The sequence below is a fragment of the Flammeovirga pectinis genome (assembly GCF_003970675.1).
GTDB classification, from domain to species: Bacteria; Bacteroidota; Bacteroidia; order Cytophagales; family Flammeovirgaceae; genus Flammeovirga; species Flammeovirga pectinis.
On the sequence record NZ_CP034563.1, the window covers coordinates 982543 to 1005681 of the forward strand.

Annotated in this window: 17 protein-coding genes; 13 read left to right on the forward strand and 4 right to left on the reverse strand. The window is 31.2% G+C overall.

Annotated elements, in window-relative coordinates:
- Positions 1–109 precede the first annotated feature (109 nt).
- The 4 genes from EI427_RS23935 (at position 110) to EI427_RS23950 (ending at position 6119) form a co-directional block, all read left to right on the forward strand.
- The gene (locus EI427_RS23935) at positions 110–652 is read left to right on the forward strand and encodes a heme NO-binding domain-containing protein (protein WP_126619820.1); all 543 of its coding nucleotides are present in this window, start codon (positions 110–112) and stop codon (positions 650–652) included.
- Between the two features lie 4 nt (positions 653–656).
- The gene (locus EI427_RS23940; protein ID WP_126619822.1) at positions 657–3884 is read left to right on the forward strand and encodes a response regulator; all 3228 of its coding nucleotides are present in this window, start codon (positions 657–659) and stop codon (positions 3882–3884) included.
- Positions 3885–3974: 90 nt separating this feature from the next.
- Positions 3975–5174 carry a DUF418 domain-containing protein gene (locus tag EI427_RS23945; protein WP_170178602.1) on the forward strand — a complete coding sequence of 400 codons (1200 nt, stop codon included), beginning with the start codon at positions 3975–3977 and terminating at the stop codon, positions 5172–5174.
- Positions 5175–5336: 162 nt separating this feature from the next.
- Positions 5337–6119 carry a DUF3108 domain-containing protein gene (locus tag EI427_RS23950; protein ID WP_170178603.1) on the forward strand — a complete coding sequence of 261 codons (783 nt, stop codon included), beginning with the start codon at positions 5337–5339 and terminating at the stop codon, positions 6117–6119.
- A 46-nt stretch (positions 6120–6165) separates the two neighbouring features.
- Here EI427_RS23950 and EI427_RS23955 read toward each other — a convergent pair whose 3' ends face one another.
- Positions 6166–6453: a hypothetical protein gene (locus EI427_RS23955; protein WP_126619828.1), complete on the reverse strand. Its 288-nt coding sequence runs from the start codon at positions 6451–6453 to the stop codon at positions 6166–6168.
- Positions 6454–6920: 467 nt separating this feature from the next.
- Between EI427_RS23955 and EI427_RS23960 the strand changes: the two genes are divergently transcribed.
- From EI427_RS23960 to EI427_RS24000, 9 genes are all read left to right on the forward strand, one after another.
- Complete coding sequence (locus EI427_RS23960) at positions 6921–7973, forward strand: efflux RND transporter periplasmic adaptor subunit (RefSeq protein WP_170178604.1); 1053 nt, start codon at positions 6921–6923, stop codon at positions 7971–7973.
- A gap of 6 nt (positions 7974–7979) precedes the next feature.
- Positions 7980–11012, forward strand: coding sequence for an efflux RND transporter permease subunit (locus EI427_RS23965; protein WP_126619832.1), 3033 nt, complete (start codon positions 7980–7982; stop codon positions 11010–11012).
- A gap of 5 nt (positions 11013–11017) precedes the next feature.
- Entirely contained in the window at positions 11018–12331 is a 1314-nt protein-coding gene (locus EI427_RS23970) for a TolC family protein (protein WP_126619834.1), read from the forward strand.
- Positions 12332–12564: 233 nt separating this feature from the next.
- The gene (locus EI427_RS23975) at positions 12565–13476 is read left to right on the forward strand and encodes a sensor histidine kinase (RefSeq protein WP_170178605.1); all 912 of its coding nucleotides are present in this window, start codon (positions 12565–12567) and stop codon (positions 13474–13476) included.
- 5 nt (positions 13477–13481) lie between these two features.
- Entirely contained in the window at positions 13482–14243 is a 762-nt protein-coding gene (locus EI427_RS23980) for a LytR/AlgR family response regulator transcription factor (RefSeq protein WP_126619838.1), read from the forward strand.
- A gap of 145 nt (positions 14244–14388) precedes the next feature.
- Entirely contained in the window at positions 14389–15327 is a 939-nt protein-coding gene (locus tag EI427_RS23985) for a manganese-dependent inorganic pyrophosphatase (RefSeq protein ID WP_126619840.1), read from the forward strand.
- A gap of 226 nt (positions 15328–15553) precedes the next feature.
- Entirely contained in the window at positions 15554–16441 is an 888-nt protein-coding gene (gene rlmF / locus EI427_RS23990) for a 23S rRNA (adenine(1618)-N(6))-methyltransferase RlmF (RefSeq protein ID WP_126619841.1), read from the forward strand.
- 57 nt (positions 16442–16498) lie between these two features.
- On the forward strand, positions 16499–17476 hold the full coding sequence (locus tag EI427_RS23995) for a DNA cytosine methyltransferase (protein ID WP_126619843.1): 978 nt from the start codon (positions 16499–16501) through the stop codon (positions 17474–17476).
- Between the two features lie 76 nt (positions 17477–17552).
- Positions 17553–18626 (forward strand): acyltransferase family protein, encoded by a 1074-nt coding sequence (locus tag EI427_RS24000; RefSeq protein ID WP_126619845.1) that lies wholly within the window; start codon positions 17553–17555, stop codon positions 18624–18626.
- A gap of 18 nt (positions 18627–18644) precedes the next feature.
- Here EI427_RS24000 and EI427_RS24005 read toward each other — a convergent pair whose 3' ends face one another.
- From EI427_RS24005 to EI427_RS26415, 3 genes are read right to left on the reverse strand one after another with little or no spacing between them, the layout of a single operon-like run.
- On the reverse strand, positions 18645–20627 hold the full coding sequence (locus EI427_RS24005) for an LruC domain-containing protein (RefSeq protein WP_126619847.1): 1983 nt from the start codon (positions 20625–20627) through the stop codon (positions 18645–18647).
- Positions 20620–21924, reverse strand: a complete 1305-nt coding sequence (locus EI427_RS24010; RefSeq protein WP_126619849.1) for an LruC domain-containing protein — start codon at positions 21922–21924, stop codon at positions 20620–20622. The genes EI427_RS24005 and EI427_RS24010 overlap by 8 nt, the downstream gene beginning before the upstream one ends.
- 11 nt (positions 21925–21935) lie before the next feature.
- Positions 21936–23102 carry a sugar transferase gene (locus EI427_RS26415; protein WP_126619851.1) on the reverse strand — a complete coding sequence of 389 codons (1167 nt, stop codon included), beginning with the start codon at positions 23100–23102 and terminating at the stop codon, positions 21936–21938.
- Positions 23103–23139: the final 37 nt, after the last annotated feature.

Consider the following 23139-nt stretch of genomic DNA (forward strand, 5'->3'; position numbering starts at 1 on the left):
GAATATATTGTGATGTAGAAACTTAATGAAGGATTTACTATACAACTTATTAAGCAATTTATTAATTTCTATATTATTGATTTAATAAAAATATTCAAAAACATAAGCTATGTACGGTATTGTAAATAAAGCCATTGAAGGATTAGTAACTGAAAATTTTGGTGCTGAAAATTGGAGGAAAATTAGAGAGAAAAGTGGTGTTGAAATTGAAGTGTTTTCAGGTAATGAACTCTACGATGATAAAATTACTTTCGATTTAGCTATTGCAGCAGCCGATGTTTTAGAATTACCATTAGAAGATGTTTTAATTGCCTTTGGAAAATATTGGGTTTTAACAACAGCCAAAAAACATTACGGTTCTTTAATGGATACTGGTGGGAATACACTAAGAGAATTTTTTGTGAATCTACCCAACTTTCATAGTAGAGTAATGCTTTTGTATCCAAATATTCAACCTCCAGAATTTGATGTAGAAGAGGTCGGAGAAAAGGAATTAAAATTAAAATATTTTTCTAAACGTGAAGGACTAACGTTTTTTGTTCATGGTCTAATTTTAGGACTTGGAGAGGCTTTTGATATGGTTGTAGAAACTGAATTGATCCAAGGTAGAAAAGATGGATTAAAATATGATGAGTTCTTAGTTAAATGGTAAAAATATGTACGCAGAGATAGGAAATACGAAATTAGACTTCAATCTATTATCACCTTTTTATTTTATTGTAGATAAAAATTTAACTATAATTTCTAATGGTAAAAGCTTTGAGAAATTATTTCCTGATAGTTGTTTCAATAAACTAGAGAATTACTTAAAACTAGCTAGACCTTGGAGTATTGATTTTACATATGATGATATTAAAAATCAACTTAAAAAGGTATTTGTATTTCAAAATTCTGAACGAGATTTGGTTTTAAGAGGGCAGGTGGTTTTATTGGAAGAAGACGAACTTATCCTATTTTTAGGCTCACCTTGGATGAAAACTACAGATGAGCTTATAAAACATAAATTATCGCTAACAGATTTTGCACTTAATGATCCGACTCCAGATGCCGTTCAATTACTAAAAATGAACGAAATCAATATGATGGAGCTTCGTGAGATGACGGATCGTTTGGAGCAACAAAAACATGATATTGAGCAAAAAGAAATGCTCTACAGAGGTTTGGTAGAAAATGCCTCTGAAATGATTTACCAAGCTGATGTAGATGGTAAACTTCTTTATGTTAATCCTGCAACATTAACCATAACTGGCTACTCATCAGAAGAAATTATTTCAAAAGAATTCTTCGATTTAATAACTCTTGATATGCGAGAGGAAGTTACATTAAAGTTTGAAGAACAAAAGAAGAACGGTACGCATAAAGAAACGTATGAGTACAGTATAAATAATAAGGAAGGGGCTGAAGTTTGGATTTATCAAACACTAATTAGCATCACTAATAAACAGAATGTAATTATTGGTTATAGCTCTGTTGGGGTAGATATATCTCTTAGAAAAGAAATGGAGCAGACGCTAGAAACTGCCCGTCAGAAAGCACTTGAATCTGCAAGAATCAAAGAGCGTTTTATTGCCAATACGAGTCATGAATTAAGAACGCCAATGAACGCAATTATTGGTTTATCTAATTTATTAACCAAGACACCATTATTACCAAAGCAATCAGAATTTATAAATGCCATTAAAACATCATCAGAAAACCTTTTAGTAGTAATTAATGATGTTTTAGATATGTCTAAAATTGAGTCAGAAAAGTTAGAAATTGAGTTTATAGAATTCAATTTAAAAGATAAGATTGCTCAGTTTATGACTGCCTTAGAAATTAAGGCAAGCGAGAAGAATATTTTATTACTGCACGAATGGAAACCTGAAGTTCACGAATATATTTTGGGTGATCCCTATAGGCTTAATCAGGTACTTACAAATTTAGTGAGTAATGCTATTAAGTTTACTACAGATGGAGAAGTGAAGTTAACAGTGGAGTTAGATAGAATTGATGAAGAAAATAATGTGCAGTACCTCAACATTAAAGTAAAAGATACTGGAGAAGGTATATCAGAAGAAAAACATAAAAGTATTTTTGAAGGATTTTCGCAAGCTGACGCATCAATTACAAGAAAGTTTGGAGGCACTGGGCTAGGTTTAACAATTAGTAAAAGCCTTGTGGAATTAATGGGCGGTGTAATTACATTAGAAAGCGAAGTAGGCAAAGGTTCTACTTTTAGCGTTTTGATTCCATTTAAAAAATGTGAGGATATTGATATTGTAAAAGAGCCATTACGCTTAGATGAAGATATAGATTGGAGTGAGTATAAGGTCTTATTAGTAGAAGATAATCAGTTCAACCAGTTGTTAGCAGAAAATATTTTGGGGCAATGGAAAGTTGATGTCGAAATTGCGGATAATGGTAAAATAGCTATTGAAAAAATTCAAAAATCTAATTTTGATGTTATCCTAATGGATATTCAAATGCCAGAGATGGATGGAATTGAAGCTACTCAATATATTAGGGGGAAGTTGCAGATAGCAACGCCAATTATTGCTTTAACGGCAAATGCCATGAAGGATGATTTGGACTACTACGAATCTATTGGAATGGATGCGTGTATTACTAAACCTTTTAAGCAAGATGACTTACAAGATGTACTTTACAGACTTTTCTCTAAAGAAGAAATTGTTATTGAGCATGAAGTGAAGACAACTTCTTGGCATGGGAAAAAGATATTATTAGTTGAAGACAATGAATACAACCAACTTTTAGTTGTAAATATTCTAAGAGACTGGGGACTTGAAGTAGACACGGCTAATAATGGGTACGATGGTCTAGAAAAATTGAACGAAGAAGAATATGATATGATCTTGATGGATATACTAATGCCCAAAATGGGTGGAGTAGAAGCCACAAGGTTAATTAGGAATACACTCAAAAGAGACACTCCAATTGTTGCTTTTTCTGCACACTTGACATCTAAACTAGAAAAAGAATTTTTGGAAGTAGGGATGAACGGTTGTATTCCAAAACCGTTTAAAGTTGGTCAGTTAAAAAAGACAATAAATGATGTCTTTAATTTTAACAACAAAAAGACCCGTAAAAAAGAACTGCATAGACCTTCTGAAGGATGGAAAGGAAAGAAAATTTTAGTAGTAGAAGACAACCCGTTTAACCAGTTACTTGTAGTAAATATATTAGAAGGCTGGGATATGGAAATTGAAACTGCTGAAAATGGAGAAGACGCCATAAATAAAATCAAAGAAAATAACTTCGATCTTATTCTAATGGATATTCAGATGCCAATAATGGATGGTGTAGAAGCAACTAAGTTTATTAGAGAAGATTTAAATAATGATATTCCAATTATTGCTTTAACAGCAAATACATCTAAAGAAGAAAAAGAGTTGTACGAAGTGGTAGGTATGAATGCTATTGTCTCTAAACCCTTTGATTTAGAGGTGTTTGAGGAGACAATAAAAGAGTTTTTATCTACAACAACAGATAACGATTCTATTATTGAAGAGAAGAAAGATATAAACGGAATATCTGTACTTATTGTAGAAGATAATCCATTTAATATATTATTACTTAGAGGTATTTTAGACCAGTGGGATATTAGTATCGATGAAGCAGAAAATGGTAAGATTGCTGTAGAGCTAGTAAAAGAAAATAAATATGATTTGATATTTATGGATATTCAGATGCCAGTGATGGATGGAGTTCAAGCTACCAAAATAATGAGAGAAGAACTTCAGTTGAAAACACCAATAATAGCAATTACTGCAAATACAGAAGACGAACTTGTAAACCAATACTTTGCTGTAGGAATGAATGCTTGTATTCCAAAACCATATGGACAAGAAGAATTGCAACAATCAATAATGAAACTTTTATAATAATTGTAAACTTGCCTTTTGTCATCAGAACTTATTGAAGTATACTCTTATTTTTATATAAAATTAAGAATACTATCAATTATGACAAAAATGAGCAACTTAAGCCAAACACTTAATAGATCGACTTCTAAGAAAAAGAGTAGACTTGATGTAATAGATGTGTTAAGAGGATTTGCTGTAATGGTAATTATGCTTCTCCATAACATAGAGCATTTTAATTATTACCATTACCCAATGAAAACAGTTACACCAGATTGGTTAATTGATTTGGATGCAAATGTATTTAGTACAATGTTTTTTCTTTTTGGTGGAAAAACCTATTCTATATTTGCTTTACTTTTTGGTTTTACATTCTATCTAATGTATGAAAAACAAAAGAAATTAGGGAAAGATTTTGGCTACAGATACTTATGGAGGTTATTCTTATTGACTATTTTTGCTGCTTTTAATGCCATGTTTTTTGCAGGAGAAGTATTATTAATGTACGCCGTTACAGGCTTGATTTTATTTCTAGAACGAAAATTAAATGCAAAAGTAATTTTAATTATTGCTTGTGTATTACTTTTTCAGCCAGTAGAATGGTACCGTTATTTAAACTATTTATTTGTAGATGGGTATTCAATTGGTAAAAATATTTCATCAGACATGTGGCTGCCGGTACAAACTTATCTAGGTGGCGACTCCATGTTAACTACATTTTATAAAAACATATCACTAGGGCAAACATGGTCGTTTATGTGGGCTTTAGAAAATGGTAGGGTAATGCAAACAGCAGGTTTATTTTCTTTAGGTTTTTACTTCGGGAAGGTGAAAATATTTGAAAGTGATAATCAAAAGAAATGGTTAAGCATACTTATTACTGCCGTTCTAATAAGCATACCTTTATATTTCCTTAAAGATACTTATTTAGTCAATCAATCAGTTGTTACCTTAAAGAGAACATTAGGAGTAACTTTTGATATGTGGTGGAAACTAAGCTTTACATTTATATGGGTAAGTAGTATTGTGCTACTATATCAATATAAAACATTTCAGAAACTGACAAAGTATTTAAAAGCGTATGGCAGAATGAGTCTTACAAATTATATAACACAATCTATGGTAGGAGGGTTTCTCTATTATGGATACGGTTTAAATTGGGCAGATAAATATGGTGTTACAATTAGTTTAGGTATTGGAATAATTTTAATGATTATTCAAGTAACCATTTGTAATTGGTGGATAGAAAAATACAAACAAGGTCCTTTCGAGAAATTGTGGCATCGTTTAACATGGGCACCAAAATTCTAATTTTACTTACAAAAAAATCATTTTATTAATAAATAAAGTGATTTTTTTTGTTTGACACTATACATACTATTATATTACTCCAATTTAAAATTAATATTTCACTAGTTCTTTATGATGAGTAGCTCTATTAATAAATCATTTCTATTAGCAATAGTGTTATTGATGTTATCCACATTAGGAAATTCATCAGAAAAATATCTTTGGAGAGTATTAGAGAATACGGATTTCTTAAAAGGAGAGAAGTTAATTTATGTGGCTGGTTATTCTTTTGTAGATGCTGGTATTGCAGAAGTTTTTTTAGATGATTCTATGTACACTATAGACGGACACAAATGTTTTCATGCTAAAATAACAGCTGAAAGTATAGGTGTTGTAGGTGCGGTATTGAATGTACATGATTCATGGGAAAGCTATTTTGATTCTGCTTCAATTCTTCCACTAAAATTTAGAAGAGATGTAATTGAAGGCAAGTATACTTTAGAAGAAAATATAACTTTTGATCAAGACAGTCAGAAAGTATATGTGAATTGGAAGAAAAAAGATAAGCCAGAAATTCATTACGAAGAATACCCTGGTATGAAAGAAACAATTGATGTGATTTCAGGCTATTATTTTTTAAGAACAATTAATTTTTCAAATTTAGAAAAGAATGCAAGAATTAATTTCAATGGCTTTTGGGAGAAGAAGGCTTATAATTTTGATATTATTTATTTAGGCGAGGAAATCTGTAAAACTAAATTTGGTAATATTAAATCGTTTGTGTTTTCTCCTATTGTTCCAGAAAATTCTTTCTTTAGAGGAGATAACCCTGTACGGTTTTGGATATCTGATGATGAAAACAGAATACCACTAAAAATTAAAGCTAATTTGAAAGTTGGGTCTGTTAAAGTAAACTTAACTGATATAGAAAAATCAAAATCGAAACTTCAAGAAGTAAACAATTAAAAAAAGGGTTATTCAATTTATATATTGAGTAACCCTTTTTACAATTTTAATTGAAGTCAACTTCAGAATGTGCTTCCTTACCTCTATAGTACCAAAGGATACCAGCAAAGATACCTACAATTCCTAATGCGTGGTATAGCCTAAAACCTCCTAATGACATGGTTTGAATAAACCAATAAAAATCACTCAAAACTGGTGTGAAGAAACTTATTATTGCTACTAAGATTCCATCAATTCTATATGCCTTATGAACAAAAAATAGATGGTAAAAAATTGCAATAAACGGAAAAACACCTATAATAAAATTTAATAGGTAATCTAATAGCTTTTTCATGTTGGTAGTGCTTTTATAATTACTGAATAATCAAATATGGTTAATGTTAAACATAGAAGCAAATCTACATAACTAACATCTGTTAATAATAAGTGTATAAAATACAATCTGATAAAATAATTTGATTTTCACTAAAAGTAGGAAGGCTATAAAACAAAAGAATTCCACCACAAGTATGGTGGAATTCAATAAAAAGTGTCCACCCCGTAGGGTGGCACTGCTTAACGATTCATACTTCAAATATGAAGTTTTTGATTCTATTATGCAAGAAATGTTATATAAATTTTTAAATATTTTTAAATAACATTAAACACAATGTTAATGCTCGAAATTCTGTGTTTTATATTCAGTAATGCTTTTTTCCATTTCAACTAGTATTAAAGTTGTTTGAGTCGGGGTCTTCATCAAAATTATAGCAATAGGAGTTTATGAATAGAACTTATATTGATTACATAATTTACGACTTAATGAGACTTTCAAATTTTATCATACTATCTATCTTTTTTATTTCTTGCGCTACAAAAGACAAGGTAGAGAAAGAGAACAAAGACCAATTAGTAAAAATTATTCAAGTAGATGTTGGGAATTCTAACGACATAAAAATTGTAACGGGAGTAACATCACCTAATAAAGAAGTTAACATGTCTTTTAGGGTAAGTGGACCTTTAGTCAATTTTGATTTAGAAGAGGGACAAAAGGTAGTGAAAGGACAGTTTCTAGGAGCAATAGATGCTAGAGATTTTAAGTTGTCGCTAAAAAAAGCAGAAGCAAATTTTAGATTAGCAAAAACTGAAAACGAAAGAGCAATTAGGTTGCATAAAAGCAATAATGTCTCTTTACAAGTACTTGATAAAGCAAAGTTGACATTTGAAGAAGCACAAACCAATTTAATTTCATCAAGAAATGCTTTAAGTGATACAAAACTATATGCTCCATTTACGGGGTACATAAAATCTGTACATACAGAGAAAGGGGAACATGTAAATGCAACACAAAAAATAATTGTATTGCAAGATTTTTCTAAGGTGAAAGTAAAGTGTAATGTACCAGAAGCAGTTGTATTAAACGCTAAAAATATTGAGAGAATTCACGTAGTTTTTGACTCTAAACCATCACAAAGGTTTTCTGCAGAAGTTTTAGAAATACTACACGATACTGAAGGTATAAATTATGCATACCCAATGATCTTGGCATTAAATCAGAATAACGAGGACATAATTGCAGGAATGACTGCAGAAATTTATCTAACACTATCTACAACAAAATCTACTACTAGTTTACTACCTACTAACGCAGTGATGGGTAAACCAAACGGAGATAGCTTCGTTTGGGGAATCCGTCCAGAAACGCAAACATTAAAGAAAGTACCTGTAAGTATTAAAGGATTAAAAAATGATGACAAATTTATTGTTGAAATAATGGACAAGATAGAATGGGTAGTTGCTACAGGTGGTACTTATTTAGTGGAGGGCCAGAAAGTACGTGTGAAATTAGATAATACCATTGTTTCTTTAAACTAATACCAAATGAACTTAACGAAATTTACTATTGATAATAAACCGTTTAGTTGGTTTATACTGCTATTAATAATTCTTGGAGGTGTAATTGCCTATAACAAAATTGGTAAGCTAGAAGATGCTCCTTTTACAATTAAACAAGCAGTTGTACTTACTTCATATCCTGGAGCTTCTGCAAAAGAAGTGGAACAACAAATAACAGATAAGTTAGAAGAAGCTATACAATCCATGGATGGTTTAGATTATTTAGATTCTGATAGCAGACCTGGTGTATCTCGTATTCTTGTAGTTCTTAAAAAAACAATAGCTGCTGATGATATTCAGCAGATGTGGGATTTACTTAGACGTAAGGTAGGTGATGCACAATCTTCTTTACCTGCAAATGCAAATCCTTCTATTGTTAACGATGATTTTGCTGATGTTTTAGGTCTTTTTTATGGAATTTATGGTGAAGGATACAGTTATAGAGAGCTGAATGATTATGCTGATGATATTAAAAAGGATTTATTAAAAGTTGATAATGTAGCAAAGGTCTCTTTATTTGGTAAGGCACAAGAAAGTATAGATATCAAATTATCGTATACAGCCATGAATCAGTTAGGGGTTTCATTGGAGGATATAATGATAACTTTAAATCAGCAAAACAGTTTAGTAAATGCAGGTTTTATCAATACTAATAAGCAAAGAATTAGAGTTAAAGTAGGTGGCGATTTTGCAGATGTTAAAGAGCTAAATAGCTTTTTGGTAAATACTAAAAATGGGCAACAGGTTAAACTTAGTGAAATTGCATCAATTGAAGAAGGGTATGTAACACCATACACAACCAAAATGAAAATTGAAGGGCAATCTGCTGTTGGGATTGCCATTTCTGCATCTGCTGGGGCAAATGTTGTAGAAGTTTCTGAAGGTATAAGAAATAAGTTATCGCAAATAAAAACGGATTTACCTGCAGGGCTTCATATTCAAAATATCTACGATCAAGGAAAAGAGTCGCAAGAAGCGAACAATGGTTTTATTTTTAATTTAGTGGCTTCTGTTGTAACAGTAGTCGTTATCTTATTATTTTTCATTGGTTTAAAGAACGGAATATTAGTAGGCTCTGGATTGGTATTTTCAATATTAGCCACAATAATTGTAATGTGGAGTTTTGGTATCAATATGGAACGTGTATCATTGGCAGCACTTATTATTGCAATGGGTATGCTAGTAGATAATTCTATTGTAGTTGTGGAATCTATTTTAATGAAAATGAAGCAAGGCGTTCCTAAACAACAAGCTATTATGGAAGCAGCTAAGGCGTCTTCATGGCCATTGTTAGGTGCTACAATTATTGCAATTCTTACCTTTTTACCGATCAGAATATCACCTGATGCTACAGGAGAATACTTATCTTCATTATTTTCTGTTTTAGCGATTTCGTTGTCATTAAGTTGGGTATTTGCCTTAACACAATCTGCTTTAGTATGTGATGTTTTCTTAAAAGATGAACCAAAAAACGAAAAGTCATCAGACCTATACCAAGGGAAATTATATGATAAGTTTAGAAGTTTATTAGGACTAAGTATTCGTTATAAATATATATCACTGGGTATTTTCTTGACAATATTTTCAGTATCACTTTTCACCGCAAAATACATGTCTGTTGTATTTATGCCTGAACTAGAAAAAAATCTATTTAAGATAAATGCTTTCGCTCCGGAGGGTACAAGAATTGATTACACAGAAGAGGCAGCAGATGAAATATACAATTGGCTTAAAAATCAAAAAGAAGTAAAAGAAGTTACGGTAACTATAGGCATGACGCCACCACGTTACTTTTTAGCATCCTCTTCATATGGACCTCAATCAAATGTTATGCATTTCATTATTAAATGTGATGATTTTGATAATGTAGAAAAGGTCTTTAATCGATTAGAAGAACAGAAAAGAGATTTATTTCCTGAGTTATTTGTTCGCCCTGAATTGTACTCTGTAATGTCACCTTTAGATGGAAAAGTAGAAGTACGTTTTATGGGTAATGATATTCTAGTTTTAGATTCCTTAAATCATGTAGCAATGGATATCATGAGGGCAACTCCTAAAGCAAGACATGTACATAGTAGTTGGTTCAATATGTCGCCTATTTGGAATGCAGAATACTCTTCTAATAAAGTAGCAAGGGCTGGCGTAACTAGAGTCGATATTGCCAATTCATTTAAAATTATAAATGAGGGCTTAGTTGTAGGTATATATAGAGAGGAAAATGAGTTAATGCCGATAATGCTAAAAACCGATGAAGGAAGTACGGCAGATATCACTAAAGTTGAAAATATGTCGGTACTCTCTAAAAGTAAAACTGTACCGTTACCACAATTAGTAAATGATTTATCTGTTGATTATGAATATCAATTAATACAAACATACAACCGACATAGAGCTATTTCTGCACTTTGTGATCCAGTAAAAGGAGTAACAACGGGAGAGTTACAAAAAGAAATTGTAAGTAAAATAGAAGCAATGGAACTTCCAGAAGGGTATACAATGATGTGGGATGCTGAAAAGAAAAATCAGAAGGAAGCAGTTGATGCAATTGTAACTTTCTTTCCTCTTGCTTTTCTATTGATTATAGCCATTCTAATTGCTCTTTTTGGTAACTACAAGCAACCGTTAATTGTAATGGTTTTACTACCATTCTCACTTATAGGTGTTGTATTTGGTTTAGTAGGTTTAGGCAGGGCATTTGATTTCATGTCGTTTATTGGTTGGATAGGTTTATTAGGCATGGTTATAAAAAATGTAATTGTTCTTTTAGACGAAGTAAACATTCAAAGACAAGAGGGATTATCTCATTACACAGCAATTATAGCAGCAACGGTATCTAGAACACGACCTGTACTTATGGCGGCAATCACTACCATGTTTGGCATGATTCCACTTATACCAGATAGCGTTTTTGGAGCAATGGCTGTAACCATAATCTTTGGCTTAGGCTTCGCTACATTCCTCACATTATTAGCAGTGCCAGTCTTCTATGCACTTTTCTACAATATTAAAACCAAATAATAGTCATGACGTTATTCAAACAGATAATGAGTGCCATAGTATTGGTATTTCTTTTAGGAGATGTTTACGCACAAGCCAACGATCCCTATTTAGGCGAGTATAGAAAAGATGCTTTAGCACACGAACAATATGTGAAGATTGCAGAAAATAGGGTAGAAATTAGACATAAAAATTACAAAGCAGCAGCAGCAGACCTTCTTCCAAAAATTTCTGCATCAGCAGATTATTGGTATGTGCAAAACCCTCTATTAATGGCTTTTCCAGAAGACAATAGGTTAGGAGAATTATCGGGAATGTCTTTAGGAGAAGGTGCAAATAACCAATATGGTGTTTATACCACATTAACTCAGCCTATTTATAGAGGTGGAATGTTAAAGGAGAAGCAAAAAAGAGCACAAGTAAGAGAACAAATGTCTTACGATGAATTACAAATTACTAAACAGGATATTGTAATGGCTACAGATTTACAATATTGGCAATCTGTTGCACAGAAAGAATTAGTGTATGCTATGCATAACTACAGAGATGATTTAACTAGAATTTCTAATTTAGTAGCACATAAAGTAGAAGTTGGAACAGTAAACAAAAGTGATCATTTAATGACGGAAGTACGTGTAAACCGTGCAAAGTTAGCTGTTATACAAGCAGAAAATGATTTAAAAGTTTACAGTATGTCTCTAAACAGACTTCTAGGTAGAGGTTTTGAAGATACTTTGCCTTTAAGTGATTCAATTGTTTTAGAAGCTTTTTTCTTACCGACAATAGATCAGAAAGTACGCCCTGAATACACATTAGCAGAGCACAAAGTAAAAAGTAGTGTGCATGAACTAAATATGGTAAAAAGTACTTACAAGATGCAACTAAGTGGTATCGCTACTGGTTCTTATTCATCTCCTGGTTATGATTTTAACCCAGGAGCATTACCAAATATTCAATTAGGAATGATGCTTAGTATTCCAATTTATCAAGGACGCAAGAAACATCAAGTAGTAGGTGCACAACAAATTAGACTGCAGAATAGAGAATTAGAATTAGAACGTACACAAGAGATTTTAAACTTAGAAGTTGCGCAGAAAAAAGTTGCATGGCAAAATAGTATTAAAGAAACAGACCTTGCCAAAACATCAGTAGATAAAGCGAAAGAAAATGCGTTGGCTATGGAAGAACGCTTTGAGGAAGGAATGATTGATATTTTAGAAGTGATCGACTCGCAACTTTATTTAGAACAGGCAGTAATAGAATTTATTCAAAGTAAATTAAAAGCACAGGTCCAATGGACACATTATTTACGTGCTATAGGACATCTAACAATTAACTAGTTGCTATATTTTAAGAAGTGGGTGCGTTGAACAACATGCCCACTTTTTTATTTCTCATATTATACTAATCTTTGTCTTATTAGGGCGTATTAAAAAACTATCAAATGATTCTTCTAGAAAGGAATTACAAATGGCTACAACCGGTATTAAGTATATCGATTTCATTACTATTATTAGTATTTACATACTGGTCAATTAATATCAATTTTGATATGACCCAGATGTTCTCCTATATGAGCACCTATTTGTATTTACTATGGTTTAATGGCTTTGTGTTTTTAAGTACAAAGTTTACACAGTTTTTTGATAAATACTTACCTTTTGAAAAACATTCAAGTTTGCGTTTAACGGTAGAATTGGTCTCTCTGTTTTTAATGGCCTTTATCTTCTTTTATATTGTAATGGTAATTCTTAATATATATGGTGCAATAGATGAGCCTCACGTGCTGAATAAAAACAATACAATAATTGGTATCTTCCATAGCTTAGTTTTATTGCTCTACAGTTCGCTTACAATTACGGATGATTTTTTAAGGAAATGGAGGACAGATTCTTTAAAAATTGAAGCTTTAAAACAAGATAAACTAAGGGCGGAGAATAGAGCTTTACAAGCCCAACTCAACCCTCATTTTTTATTCAATAGCTTAAATGTCATTATTTCAGAAATTGATCATGATCCTAAATTAGCAAAGCAATTTGCACTCGATTTGTCTCATACCTATAGATATGTGCTACAAAGTAAAGATGTAGAATCAGTTACTTTCGAGACAGAATGGGAAGCCATGCAAGCTTATATACATTTGCATCAAGTTCGGTTAGGGGAAGGTTTAAAGGTTATAATAACGATAGATTCCGCTTCAAATCAAAAAAAAATACCACCATTAAGTATTCAGCTTTTATTAGAAAATTGCTTTAAGCACAATCAAGCAACATTAAGAAAACCGTTATCCATCACAATATTTTCGGATGGTAACCATTTCACTATTGAAAATAATAAACAGCCAAAAAATAATTCAGCAGATACATACAACATAGGGATTCAGTATTTAAAAGAGAGCTTTAAGCAATTAGATACATACGCTTCTATTCTTGTAGAAGAAGATGATTCGACTTTTAAAATCACTATACCATTAATAGAAGCATAACAACCATGAAAGTTCTTATAATTGAAGATGAAATTCCGGCTCAACGCTATCTTAAAAATATCATTAAAGAAATAAAACCGAAATGGGAATTTCTTTTCCCTTTGCAATCTGTTGAAGAAGGAATAGAATTCTTTACGGAAGAGGAAGTAATGCCCGATCTGATTTTTATGGATATTCAGCTTACCGATGGAATTAGTTTTGAAATTCTAGAGCAAGTGAATGTCAAAATACCAATCATCTTTGTTACAGCATATGATGAGTACGCATTAAGAGCTTTCCAAGTAAATAGTATAGATTATCTTCTAAAGCCTACTTTTGTAGACGCTGTTAAGGTTGCAATTGAAAGGTTTGAAGAGCAACTAAATTTACCACTAAAAGCAGAAGTGATTGAAGAGGTTTTAAGAACAGTGAAAACTTCTGATAAAGCATATAGAAAACGACTGTGGGCCATAAAACCTAATAGTTTAGATGTTGTTATTGTAGATGATATTGCGTGTTTCTATTCAGAAAATAAACAGACGCATTTATTATCCTTACAAAACGATAAAGCTAAAGTAGATATTACAATGGATAAATTGGAAGATGAACTCTCACCAGAAAGGTTCTTTAGAATTAACCGTCAGTACATAATTAATATTAATGCCGTGCAAGGCATAGAACCTTATTATAATAGTAAATGGGTGCTCCGTTTAAAAATTGATCCATCTATAGAAATCGTTATTCCGAAAGATAAAGTAACAAAGTTTAAAAATTGGGTAGTGGATTGATGCAACTAAAAGCAACAAATAATTTATTTATCCAAAAAAGTCTTGATTCAGTTCAAAAAAAGCGTGAAATATTGGTGTATTTAAATTGAGCAGTTAATTTTGCATGTTTTTAAAATTATAGTTAACAAAATACTAAAAGAAGACAATGAGTTTTCAACTATCTTTTCCTAGTAATGCTTTATTTGTAGGGCATAAAAATCCAGATACAGATTGTACTTGTAGTGCTATTGCAGCAGCAAATTTATGGGGAGGTACTCCAATTATTCAAGGAGAATTAAACCCAGAAACAGAATTTGTGTTAGCACAATTTAAAGTTCAAAAACCTGCTTTCGAAGATAATTTTGCAGGAAAGGATGTAGTTATTGTTGACCATAACCAAACTACACAATCTGCTCCATCTGTAGTAGAAGCAAATATTCTTTCTATTATAGATCATCATGCAGTACAGGATAACTTCTTTTTCCAAAAAGGACCAATCCACATTGATATGCGTACTGTAGCATCATGCTGTACTATTATTGCAGATTACTACAAAGAAATGAATGTAGAGATTTCTGCGCAAATGGCAGGGGTTATGTTAGGTGGTATTCTTTCTGATACTTTAGGCTTAACTGTACCACATACAACGGATATTGACAGAGAGATTGCTGCTCAGTTAGCTGAAATTGCTGGTATCGATAGCGTTGAAGGTTTTGCAAACGAAATGTTAGCGGCAAAATCCGACCTGTCTAAATACACTGCAGCAGAAATCTTAAACTTAGATTATAAAGATTTTATCTTCGGAGATATCAAAATTGGTTTTGGTGTTTGCGAAAGCTTATTAATTGATAAAGTTATTGCTAAGCAAGAAGAAATTAATGCAGCAATGATTGAAAATAAGAAAGGTGGTTACGATGCTATCTTCTTTGCATATGTAGATTTGGTAACTAAGAACTCTGTAGTTGTTGGTGCTGATGATGCAGACTTTGCTGTTTTAGAAGAAGCATTTGGTGTTGCTAAAGGTGACTTAGGTGTTACTTTAGAAGGAAAAATTTCTCGTAAGAATGATTTTATTCCTCCGGTTTCTGAGCATTATAACGCTTAGTTTTCAAAATTATAATTGATACTTGCAACTGCTTTTATTCATTTATAGAATGAGATAAGTCTACATATCAATAAAAATATAATAAGAAGGTTATCTTGTTTTGAACGAGATAACCTTTTTTGTAGTTAATTATTTAGTAATGGTGTCATTTAGTGATTAAAACGATTATTAACTATCAATGAATTTACTTTTTACTATCTTCGCTAAAATTCAAAAAAAATAAAGAATGCATCCTAATAATCTTCATATAGAGGGTTATGATTTTGAAAAATTGACAAAATCATATCCTAAGTTAAAAGACTTTGTAATAGATGGAAAGGCAGGGCGACCTACCATTTCATTTTCTAATCCTGAGGCAGTAAAAAGCTTAAATGCAGCATTACTTAAAGCCTATTACAAAGTAAATTATTGGGATATTCCTGAAGGATATTTATGTCCGCCAATTCCTGGTAGAGCAGATTATCTATTAGCAATAGAAGATATTTTAGATACAACAACAGACCTAAAAGCAAGCATGATTAAAGGGCTTGATTTAGGAACTGGAGCAAACCTAATCTATCCTTTAATTGGTAAAGGAATGTTAGATTGGAGATTTGTAGGTACTGAAGTAGATGATGTAGCTATTGAAAATGCTGTTAATCTAATTAAGAAAAATAAAATTAATCCAAAGGATATTTCTGTTCGTAAACAAGAAGATTCTAAACATATTTTAGAAGGTATTTTACGAAAAGAGGATCGTTTTGCATTCTGTATTTGTAACCCTCCTTTCCATAAAAGTGCGAAAGAAGCATTGGCAAGTTCTCAGCGTAAGGTGAGAAACTTAACTGGAAAGCGTACGAAGAAGCCAAAATTAAACTTTGGTGGACAAAGTACTGAACTTTGGTGTGAAGGTGGTGAATTGGCTTTTATCCATCAATTAATAGAAGAGAGTAAAGACTTTGGAGATCAAGTAATTTGGTTTACTACTTTAGTTTCTAAATCTTCTAATATGGGAGCTGTTCAAAAGTTTCTAAGAGGAGTGAAGCCTGCTGAATCTCATATTATAGACATGGGACAGGGGCAAAAGAAAAGCCGATTTGTAGCATGGACTTTCAATAAAGAGTTAAAGAAATAAACTATAGAAAAGACAAAGTGTAAAAGCTTTGTCTTTTTACTGACTACATTTTTACTAATGCAAACAACCTCGCTTCAAGGATATACTTTTATAGATCTTTTTGCAGGGATAGGCGGTTTTCACCTTGCTTTATCCTCTTTAGGTGCTACATGCAAGTTTGCAGCAGAATGGGATGAAAAATGCCAAATTACTTATGAAACCAATTTTGGTATAAAACCGGCTGGGGATCTTACAAAGATTGATGTAGCCGCTATTCCTATGCATGATATCTTGTGTGCAGGTTTTCCTTGTCAGGCTTTTTCTATTTCAGGTAGACAAAAAGGTTTTGAAGATACTAGAGGAACGTTGTTTTTTGATGTTGCCCGAATTATTGAGGCTAAGAAACCAAAGGTTGTTTTTTTAGAAAATGTTAGAAATCTCATTCGTCACGATAAAGGAAATACACTTAAGGTAATAACAAAAACATTAGATAATTTAGGTTACGATGTAAGCTATAAATTATTAAATGCGAGAAACTTTAGTTTAGCTCAAAACCGAGAACGTATTTACATAGTAGCTATTAAAAAAGAGCTTGATCTAAACTTTGAATTTCCTAACGAATTAAATCAAAAAGTAGCTTTAGAAGATTTTCTTTTGAATAGCCCAAAAGATGGTAAAATTATTGAACGTGATGATATACGTTTTTATAAAGAACTTAAGGATTTTGATCAGTTAAAGAGAGATCAATTACCGAATAAACCAATACAAATTGGTAGAGTGAATAAGGGAGGACAAGGAGAACGTATCTATCATCCAAAAGGACATGCAATTACACTTTCGGCTTATGGTGGTGGAGTAGGTTCAAGAACAGGTTTGTATTTGATAAATGGCAAAGTACGTAAATTGTCGCCAAGAGAATGTGCTCGTTTACAGGGTTTTCCGGATAGCTTTATAATTACATCTAAAATGACAAATGCCTACCAACAGTTTGGTAATTCAGTAGCTGTAAATGTTATTCGAGAAGTGGCGAAATCAATTGCAAAAACTATATATTAACTAATATAATCTTGTAATATATTTTGATATTGTAGAGATAAGGTTGAAAATGAAATGATTCAATTTATATTCTATAATGAATAGAATTGTGTTACCAAACATAGGTCCGTTGAGAGGGTTTTTAGCTCTTTTTGTCGTCATATTCCATATTCCAGAATTATCCAAATCTTTAGAACTTCCTTACTTTTCTGATTTATCTCTTTTCCATAAAGGAGAAGAAGCTGTATGGATGTTTTTTACTTTAAGTGGTTTTCTAATAATAAAGCAATTATACTTAGAGCAGAAGAAAGGAAAGGTAGAAATTAAGAAGTTCTATGCTCGAAGAATATTAAGAATTTACCCAGTGTATTATGTTGTTCTAATTTTTGGATTTACTTACTACCACTTCTTGTTACCATTATTTGGTATCGATTACCATTTAAATTATTCTTTATGGGAGGGGATTGCATGGTGTGTTGGATTTCTACCAAATGTATTTAATGTTTTATATGCTCCGGGTGCTATATTATTAGTTTTATGGTCTATAGGCATAGAAGAACAATTTTATTTACTCATTGCTCCCTTAGCTCGTATTTCCACTTCAAAAACATTTATAATAGGTTTAATACTTTTTACTATTGTAAGTTTTATACTCTACTTTTTACCTAGTTTTAGCTTTCTAAGAACTTATTATTTTATTTATTTTTATATGTCTTTTGGTGGCTTAATAGCAGTTTTAAATGTTGAAAACAAAATTCCATTCTTAGTTTTTAAAAATGGAATTATTAGAATATTTCTATACATAGTATTCTTTATTTATTTTTTGACTGATGTTTTTAACTTCTCCTCAAATGTTTTATTACATCTTTTTAGCTTTCCTTTATTTGGATTATTTATCCTTAATATTTCAAGTGAAAAAAGATTTATAGTGAATAACAAAGTATTGATTTATTTAGGAACGATATCTTATGGAATATATATGTACCATATGATCGCCTTAAATTTTGTACTTTTTATAGTCCTTAAATCTACTTTTCTAAATACTTTAGATAGGGTATGGTTAATACTATTGATTAATATAAGTACCTTAGTTTTTACAATAGGTATTGCCCACTTATCATTTTATTATTTTGAAAAGCCAATAATAAATTTGAAAAAGTACTTTAAATAGAATGACTTATATTAAACTCTAATTGGTTGTGTCAATAATAATATTATCATTATTTCTATGGCCAGTATCATCATTAAACCAATCAGAGTCACTACTTCCACCAGAAGATGCAAAATTTGAGAATTGATTGTATGTGTTTGTAATGTCTACACCATCTAAAGACGGGTGGAATAAATGTGGAATATGAATAGCCCAAGGGTGCCCATCTGAAGTTTTATATGTACCTACATCTTCTCCGCTACTTCTGTGGTTTGTATCAAATTTTGCAGTAGGGTTTTTACCTGCTAAATGTACCTCCAATGTTCTGTCTTTATTTATAAAAATGAATGGGTTAAACGGAATATCACTCAAATCTGCTTGCGGAATTGGATGTGCTGATAAATCAATTGAAATATTGATAGGGGCACTTTTTAATAGTGTTCCTGAATTTACCGTCATCCCATAACTATTATCAAATACAATATATACAGGGGTGTCCGCACTATGGCCAGTTTCTAACCCTTTACTGTCAACAGTAATTAAACCTGTTGTAAGAAAAGAACCACTTACAGATGTAATAGAATCTGAATGTATAGGGAGCTGCACACCAAAACCAGAGGTTAATTCAGTTCCTTGAACGTATTTAAATATATATTCTGCTTCAATACTTACAACCTTATTTTCTGAATTAGAAATTAAATTCATTCTATAATTAATAATGATATCATTAAAGTCATAATCACCTACAGATGGATATAAATCTTCGAATGCTAAACTAGAATAACCTATTTCGGAAGGAGAGTAGGTGTTATATGCTTTATTTGCATCGTTTGGGTATTTATCTAAATCATCTATTACACCATCATTATCTGTGTCTACAGTGCTTAATTCAGAATTTAAACAATAATAGTTTCCTAAATCATGTACAATAAAAGAAAGATTTTTTACTTCTTGATAAGCACCATTACTTGGGTCCATCTTTATAATCTTAGAATATGTAGTTTCATTAGTTGTTATGTATAAATTATCAAATCGATCTACTGCTATACCTGTAGTTGTATACGGAAAGTTATCTGAACTGATTCTTGTGGCAGTACATGCTGTAGTATCACCATTAAAAGTATAGAGATACAAACCGCTAGAACTTACGTTATATAATTTTCCGGTTGAAGTAAAAACTAAATCTCCACCAGCATTTTCTGTAGTATTAAAACCTGTAACAGTCATGGTTCTATAAATAGAATAATCGGATGTATTTACTATTCTTAATTTATTAGATGCACCTGCAAATAATCTCCCAGATTCGTTATGAAAAGCCATTTTAACATAATTCCATCCTACACTGCCATTTGTACCTACTAAAGATGACGTTCCACTACTAATAATATATTTATACAATTTGTTAGTATTGTTGTAATAGATTATTCCACCTGTTTTATCTACTCCACAAGCAAAAGTTGAATGAGAAATATTACTACCTGCTTGAGTTGAAGAAAATGAATCATCTACATCAATAATATATACTTCGCTACTAGAATTTACACCATAAAATTGATCAGAGCAAACTGAATTTATTCTTGCATTACTACTTTCAATTAATCCAATATTTTTAGAAAAAGCATCGAAACCAATATAGACATTGTTAGATGATGATTGAATTTTTTCTTCAAAAACAGACCCTTTGTAATACTTCTCAATCGTAAAAGTTTTTATATAACTAGGGACAGTTTTTATAAGGGTTAATTGTCCTTCAGCATTAGATAATCCCTCACCGATGACTACCTTTTCGCCACTAAACTCATGAGCATAAATTTTATAAGTTATTGCTTGACTTATATTTGTCGACGTAATAATAAATGATAACTCTTTTGTAGTAGCGTAATTAAAATCTGTAGGGACTTTTGTATCTACTAAAGAATTAATATTTGAGTTATTTACCTGATTATCAATTAATGTGTCGTCTTTAATTGACGTGCAATTTGTCAGGCAAAAAACAGCAATAATTAGTATTATATTATTCATTAATTATTAAATTTGAATAAATTTTATGATCATCGATATCAATAAACCAATCCTTATCATTATTACCTTCAGAACTAACAAATTCACCAAAAACACTATAAGCATTCGTGATGTCAATTCCTTCTTGAGGAGGCGTAAATTGATGGGGTATATGTATGGCCCAAGGATGTCCGTTTTGTGTTTTAAAATCACCAACATCGTCGCCTAAACTGAGTAACTGTTTATTAAATTTTTGTGTAGGTTTCTTACCAGGAAGATGTACTTCATGTGATCTATCTTTATTTATAAAAATAAATGCATTGTAAGGGATGTCTTTATTTAAATCTGAAAATGCAATGGGGTGATCGCTAATATTTATATTAATATATATGGTATCACTTTCTATTAGATCACCGTTTTCATTACCCATCTCGTAACTATTATCAAATACAATTATTACGGGCTTATCAAGGTCATTATCACTTTCTAAGCCTTTGTTGTTTAATTGTATTTTTCCAGTAGTTAGAAACGAACCAGAAGCACTTTTTATTGAATCAGAATGAAACGGTAATTCAATACCAAATCCAGAAGTTTTTTCAGTTCCTATTAAATATTTAAATACAATTTTTGCTTCAATAAAGGTTACTAGATTAGAAGCATTGGTAATTAGATTGAATTGATAATTAATAATAAGGTCGTTAAAGTCATAATCTCCTTTTAGAGGATATAAATCTTCAAACGCAATTGACGAGAAATGTTGAGAAGAAGGGAAGTAATTATTAAATACTTTTTTTGGATGTTGATTAAATTCATCTAAAGTATCATCTATGCCATCATTATCAGCATCAGATATACCTTTAATAGTATCTTGATTTAGTTTTCTATTTGAACTTGATTCGTCAAATGTTACGTAAGCAAAATTGCTAGTGAAATGAATCTCTTTAGAAGATATCTCACCATTCAAATTTCTTTCTATGTATAATTTACTTATGTACTTAGGATAATTGAAATAATAATCTAACTGACCATTTGCATCAGATATTCCTTTACCAATGAAAAATTTTTTATCATTATCATCAGTAATATAAACTGAAAATATTGATGGTGAAGAAATGTCTTCAGACTTAATTTTTAATTTTATTTGGTCAGTAGTTTCAAAATTAAAGCCTTTAGGGACTATAATATCCTCCACAGAGTTATTGATAGGATCTAAGTTTTCATTTAAAGTATTCTCATCAATAACATATGTACAACTACAAAACAAAGCTGATAAAACTAACAATTGTAGTTTTATCAACTTTAAAATTATTTTTTTCATACATTAATTTTCTAAGCCTCTTCTTTCTGAATCATTGCTGGGAAAGTTCTATATAAGAGGTTTAAATCTAATCTAAAAGTTCTTTTTTGGGCGTATTCAATATCTAGGTCAATACGTTGCTTTTCTGTCATAAATGGTTGTTGAGATTTACTCACTTGCCATAGTCCTGTAATGCCTGCTGGACTGTTAAATCTTGCTATACTGTAGTCTTTAGTCAACATCTCTGCTTCATAAACAGGTAGGGGTCTATTACCCACTAACGACATGTGACCAAGTAGAACATTAAAAAGTTGTGGTAACTCATCTAAACTTGTTTTTCTAATAAATGCACCAACTTTTGTTACTCTTGGATCGTTTTCTAATTTGAAAAAAGTAGAACTTTCTTTATTCAATTTTAATTCTTTTTCACAGATAGAGTAGCCTTTATCACCATGTTTAAAATGTTTATTAAATACCTTCTCTTGATGTTTATTTAAGGCTTCATTGTATTTATTATCTCCTTTTAGTTCATTGATTAAATGATCGGCATTTAATTTCATTGATCTGAATTTCAAGAAAGGAATAGGGCTATATTGTTGACCAATTCTTTTTGATATATAAAATATAGGTCCTCTTGATTCTAGGCGAATAGCGACTCCAATGAGTATGAACAAAGGAGTTAACATAATAATTAACACAAATGATCCTACAATATCAAACACTCTTTTAGATGTATTATAGGTCTTCTTAATTTCATGTGTTTTTTCCGGTTGTGGTAATTTTACTTCTTCTGTTTTTGGTTGAACATGAAAAGGTTGTACAAAGAATTTTTGGTATTTCTTTATAGTGTTATTAACTCGAATAATTAACTCAGAAGGAGAGAAAGGTTTAACAATATAATCATCTACTCCGAGTTCTAGTACTTTAACTTTAATACTTGATGAATCTTCTCCTGATAATGTAATTATTGGTATATTTTTAAATTTAATATCTTGATTGAGGTATTTGATAAAATCAATACCAGATTCATTAATTAAATTTAAATCAGTAATAATTAAGTTAACAGCTTGGATTTTAAGAAAGGCTTTCGCTTCTCGTATTGTTCCAAAAGTATGTACTATATGTTCCTTTGATAAAAGGTTGCTGACAAAGTTCTGCATGAACTGATCATCATCAAGTAATAGTATGTTAATTTTCATAGTAAGTGATAATTGGGTAAATGTCTTTTCAAAATCA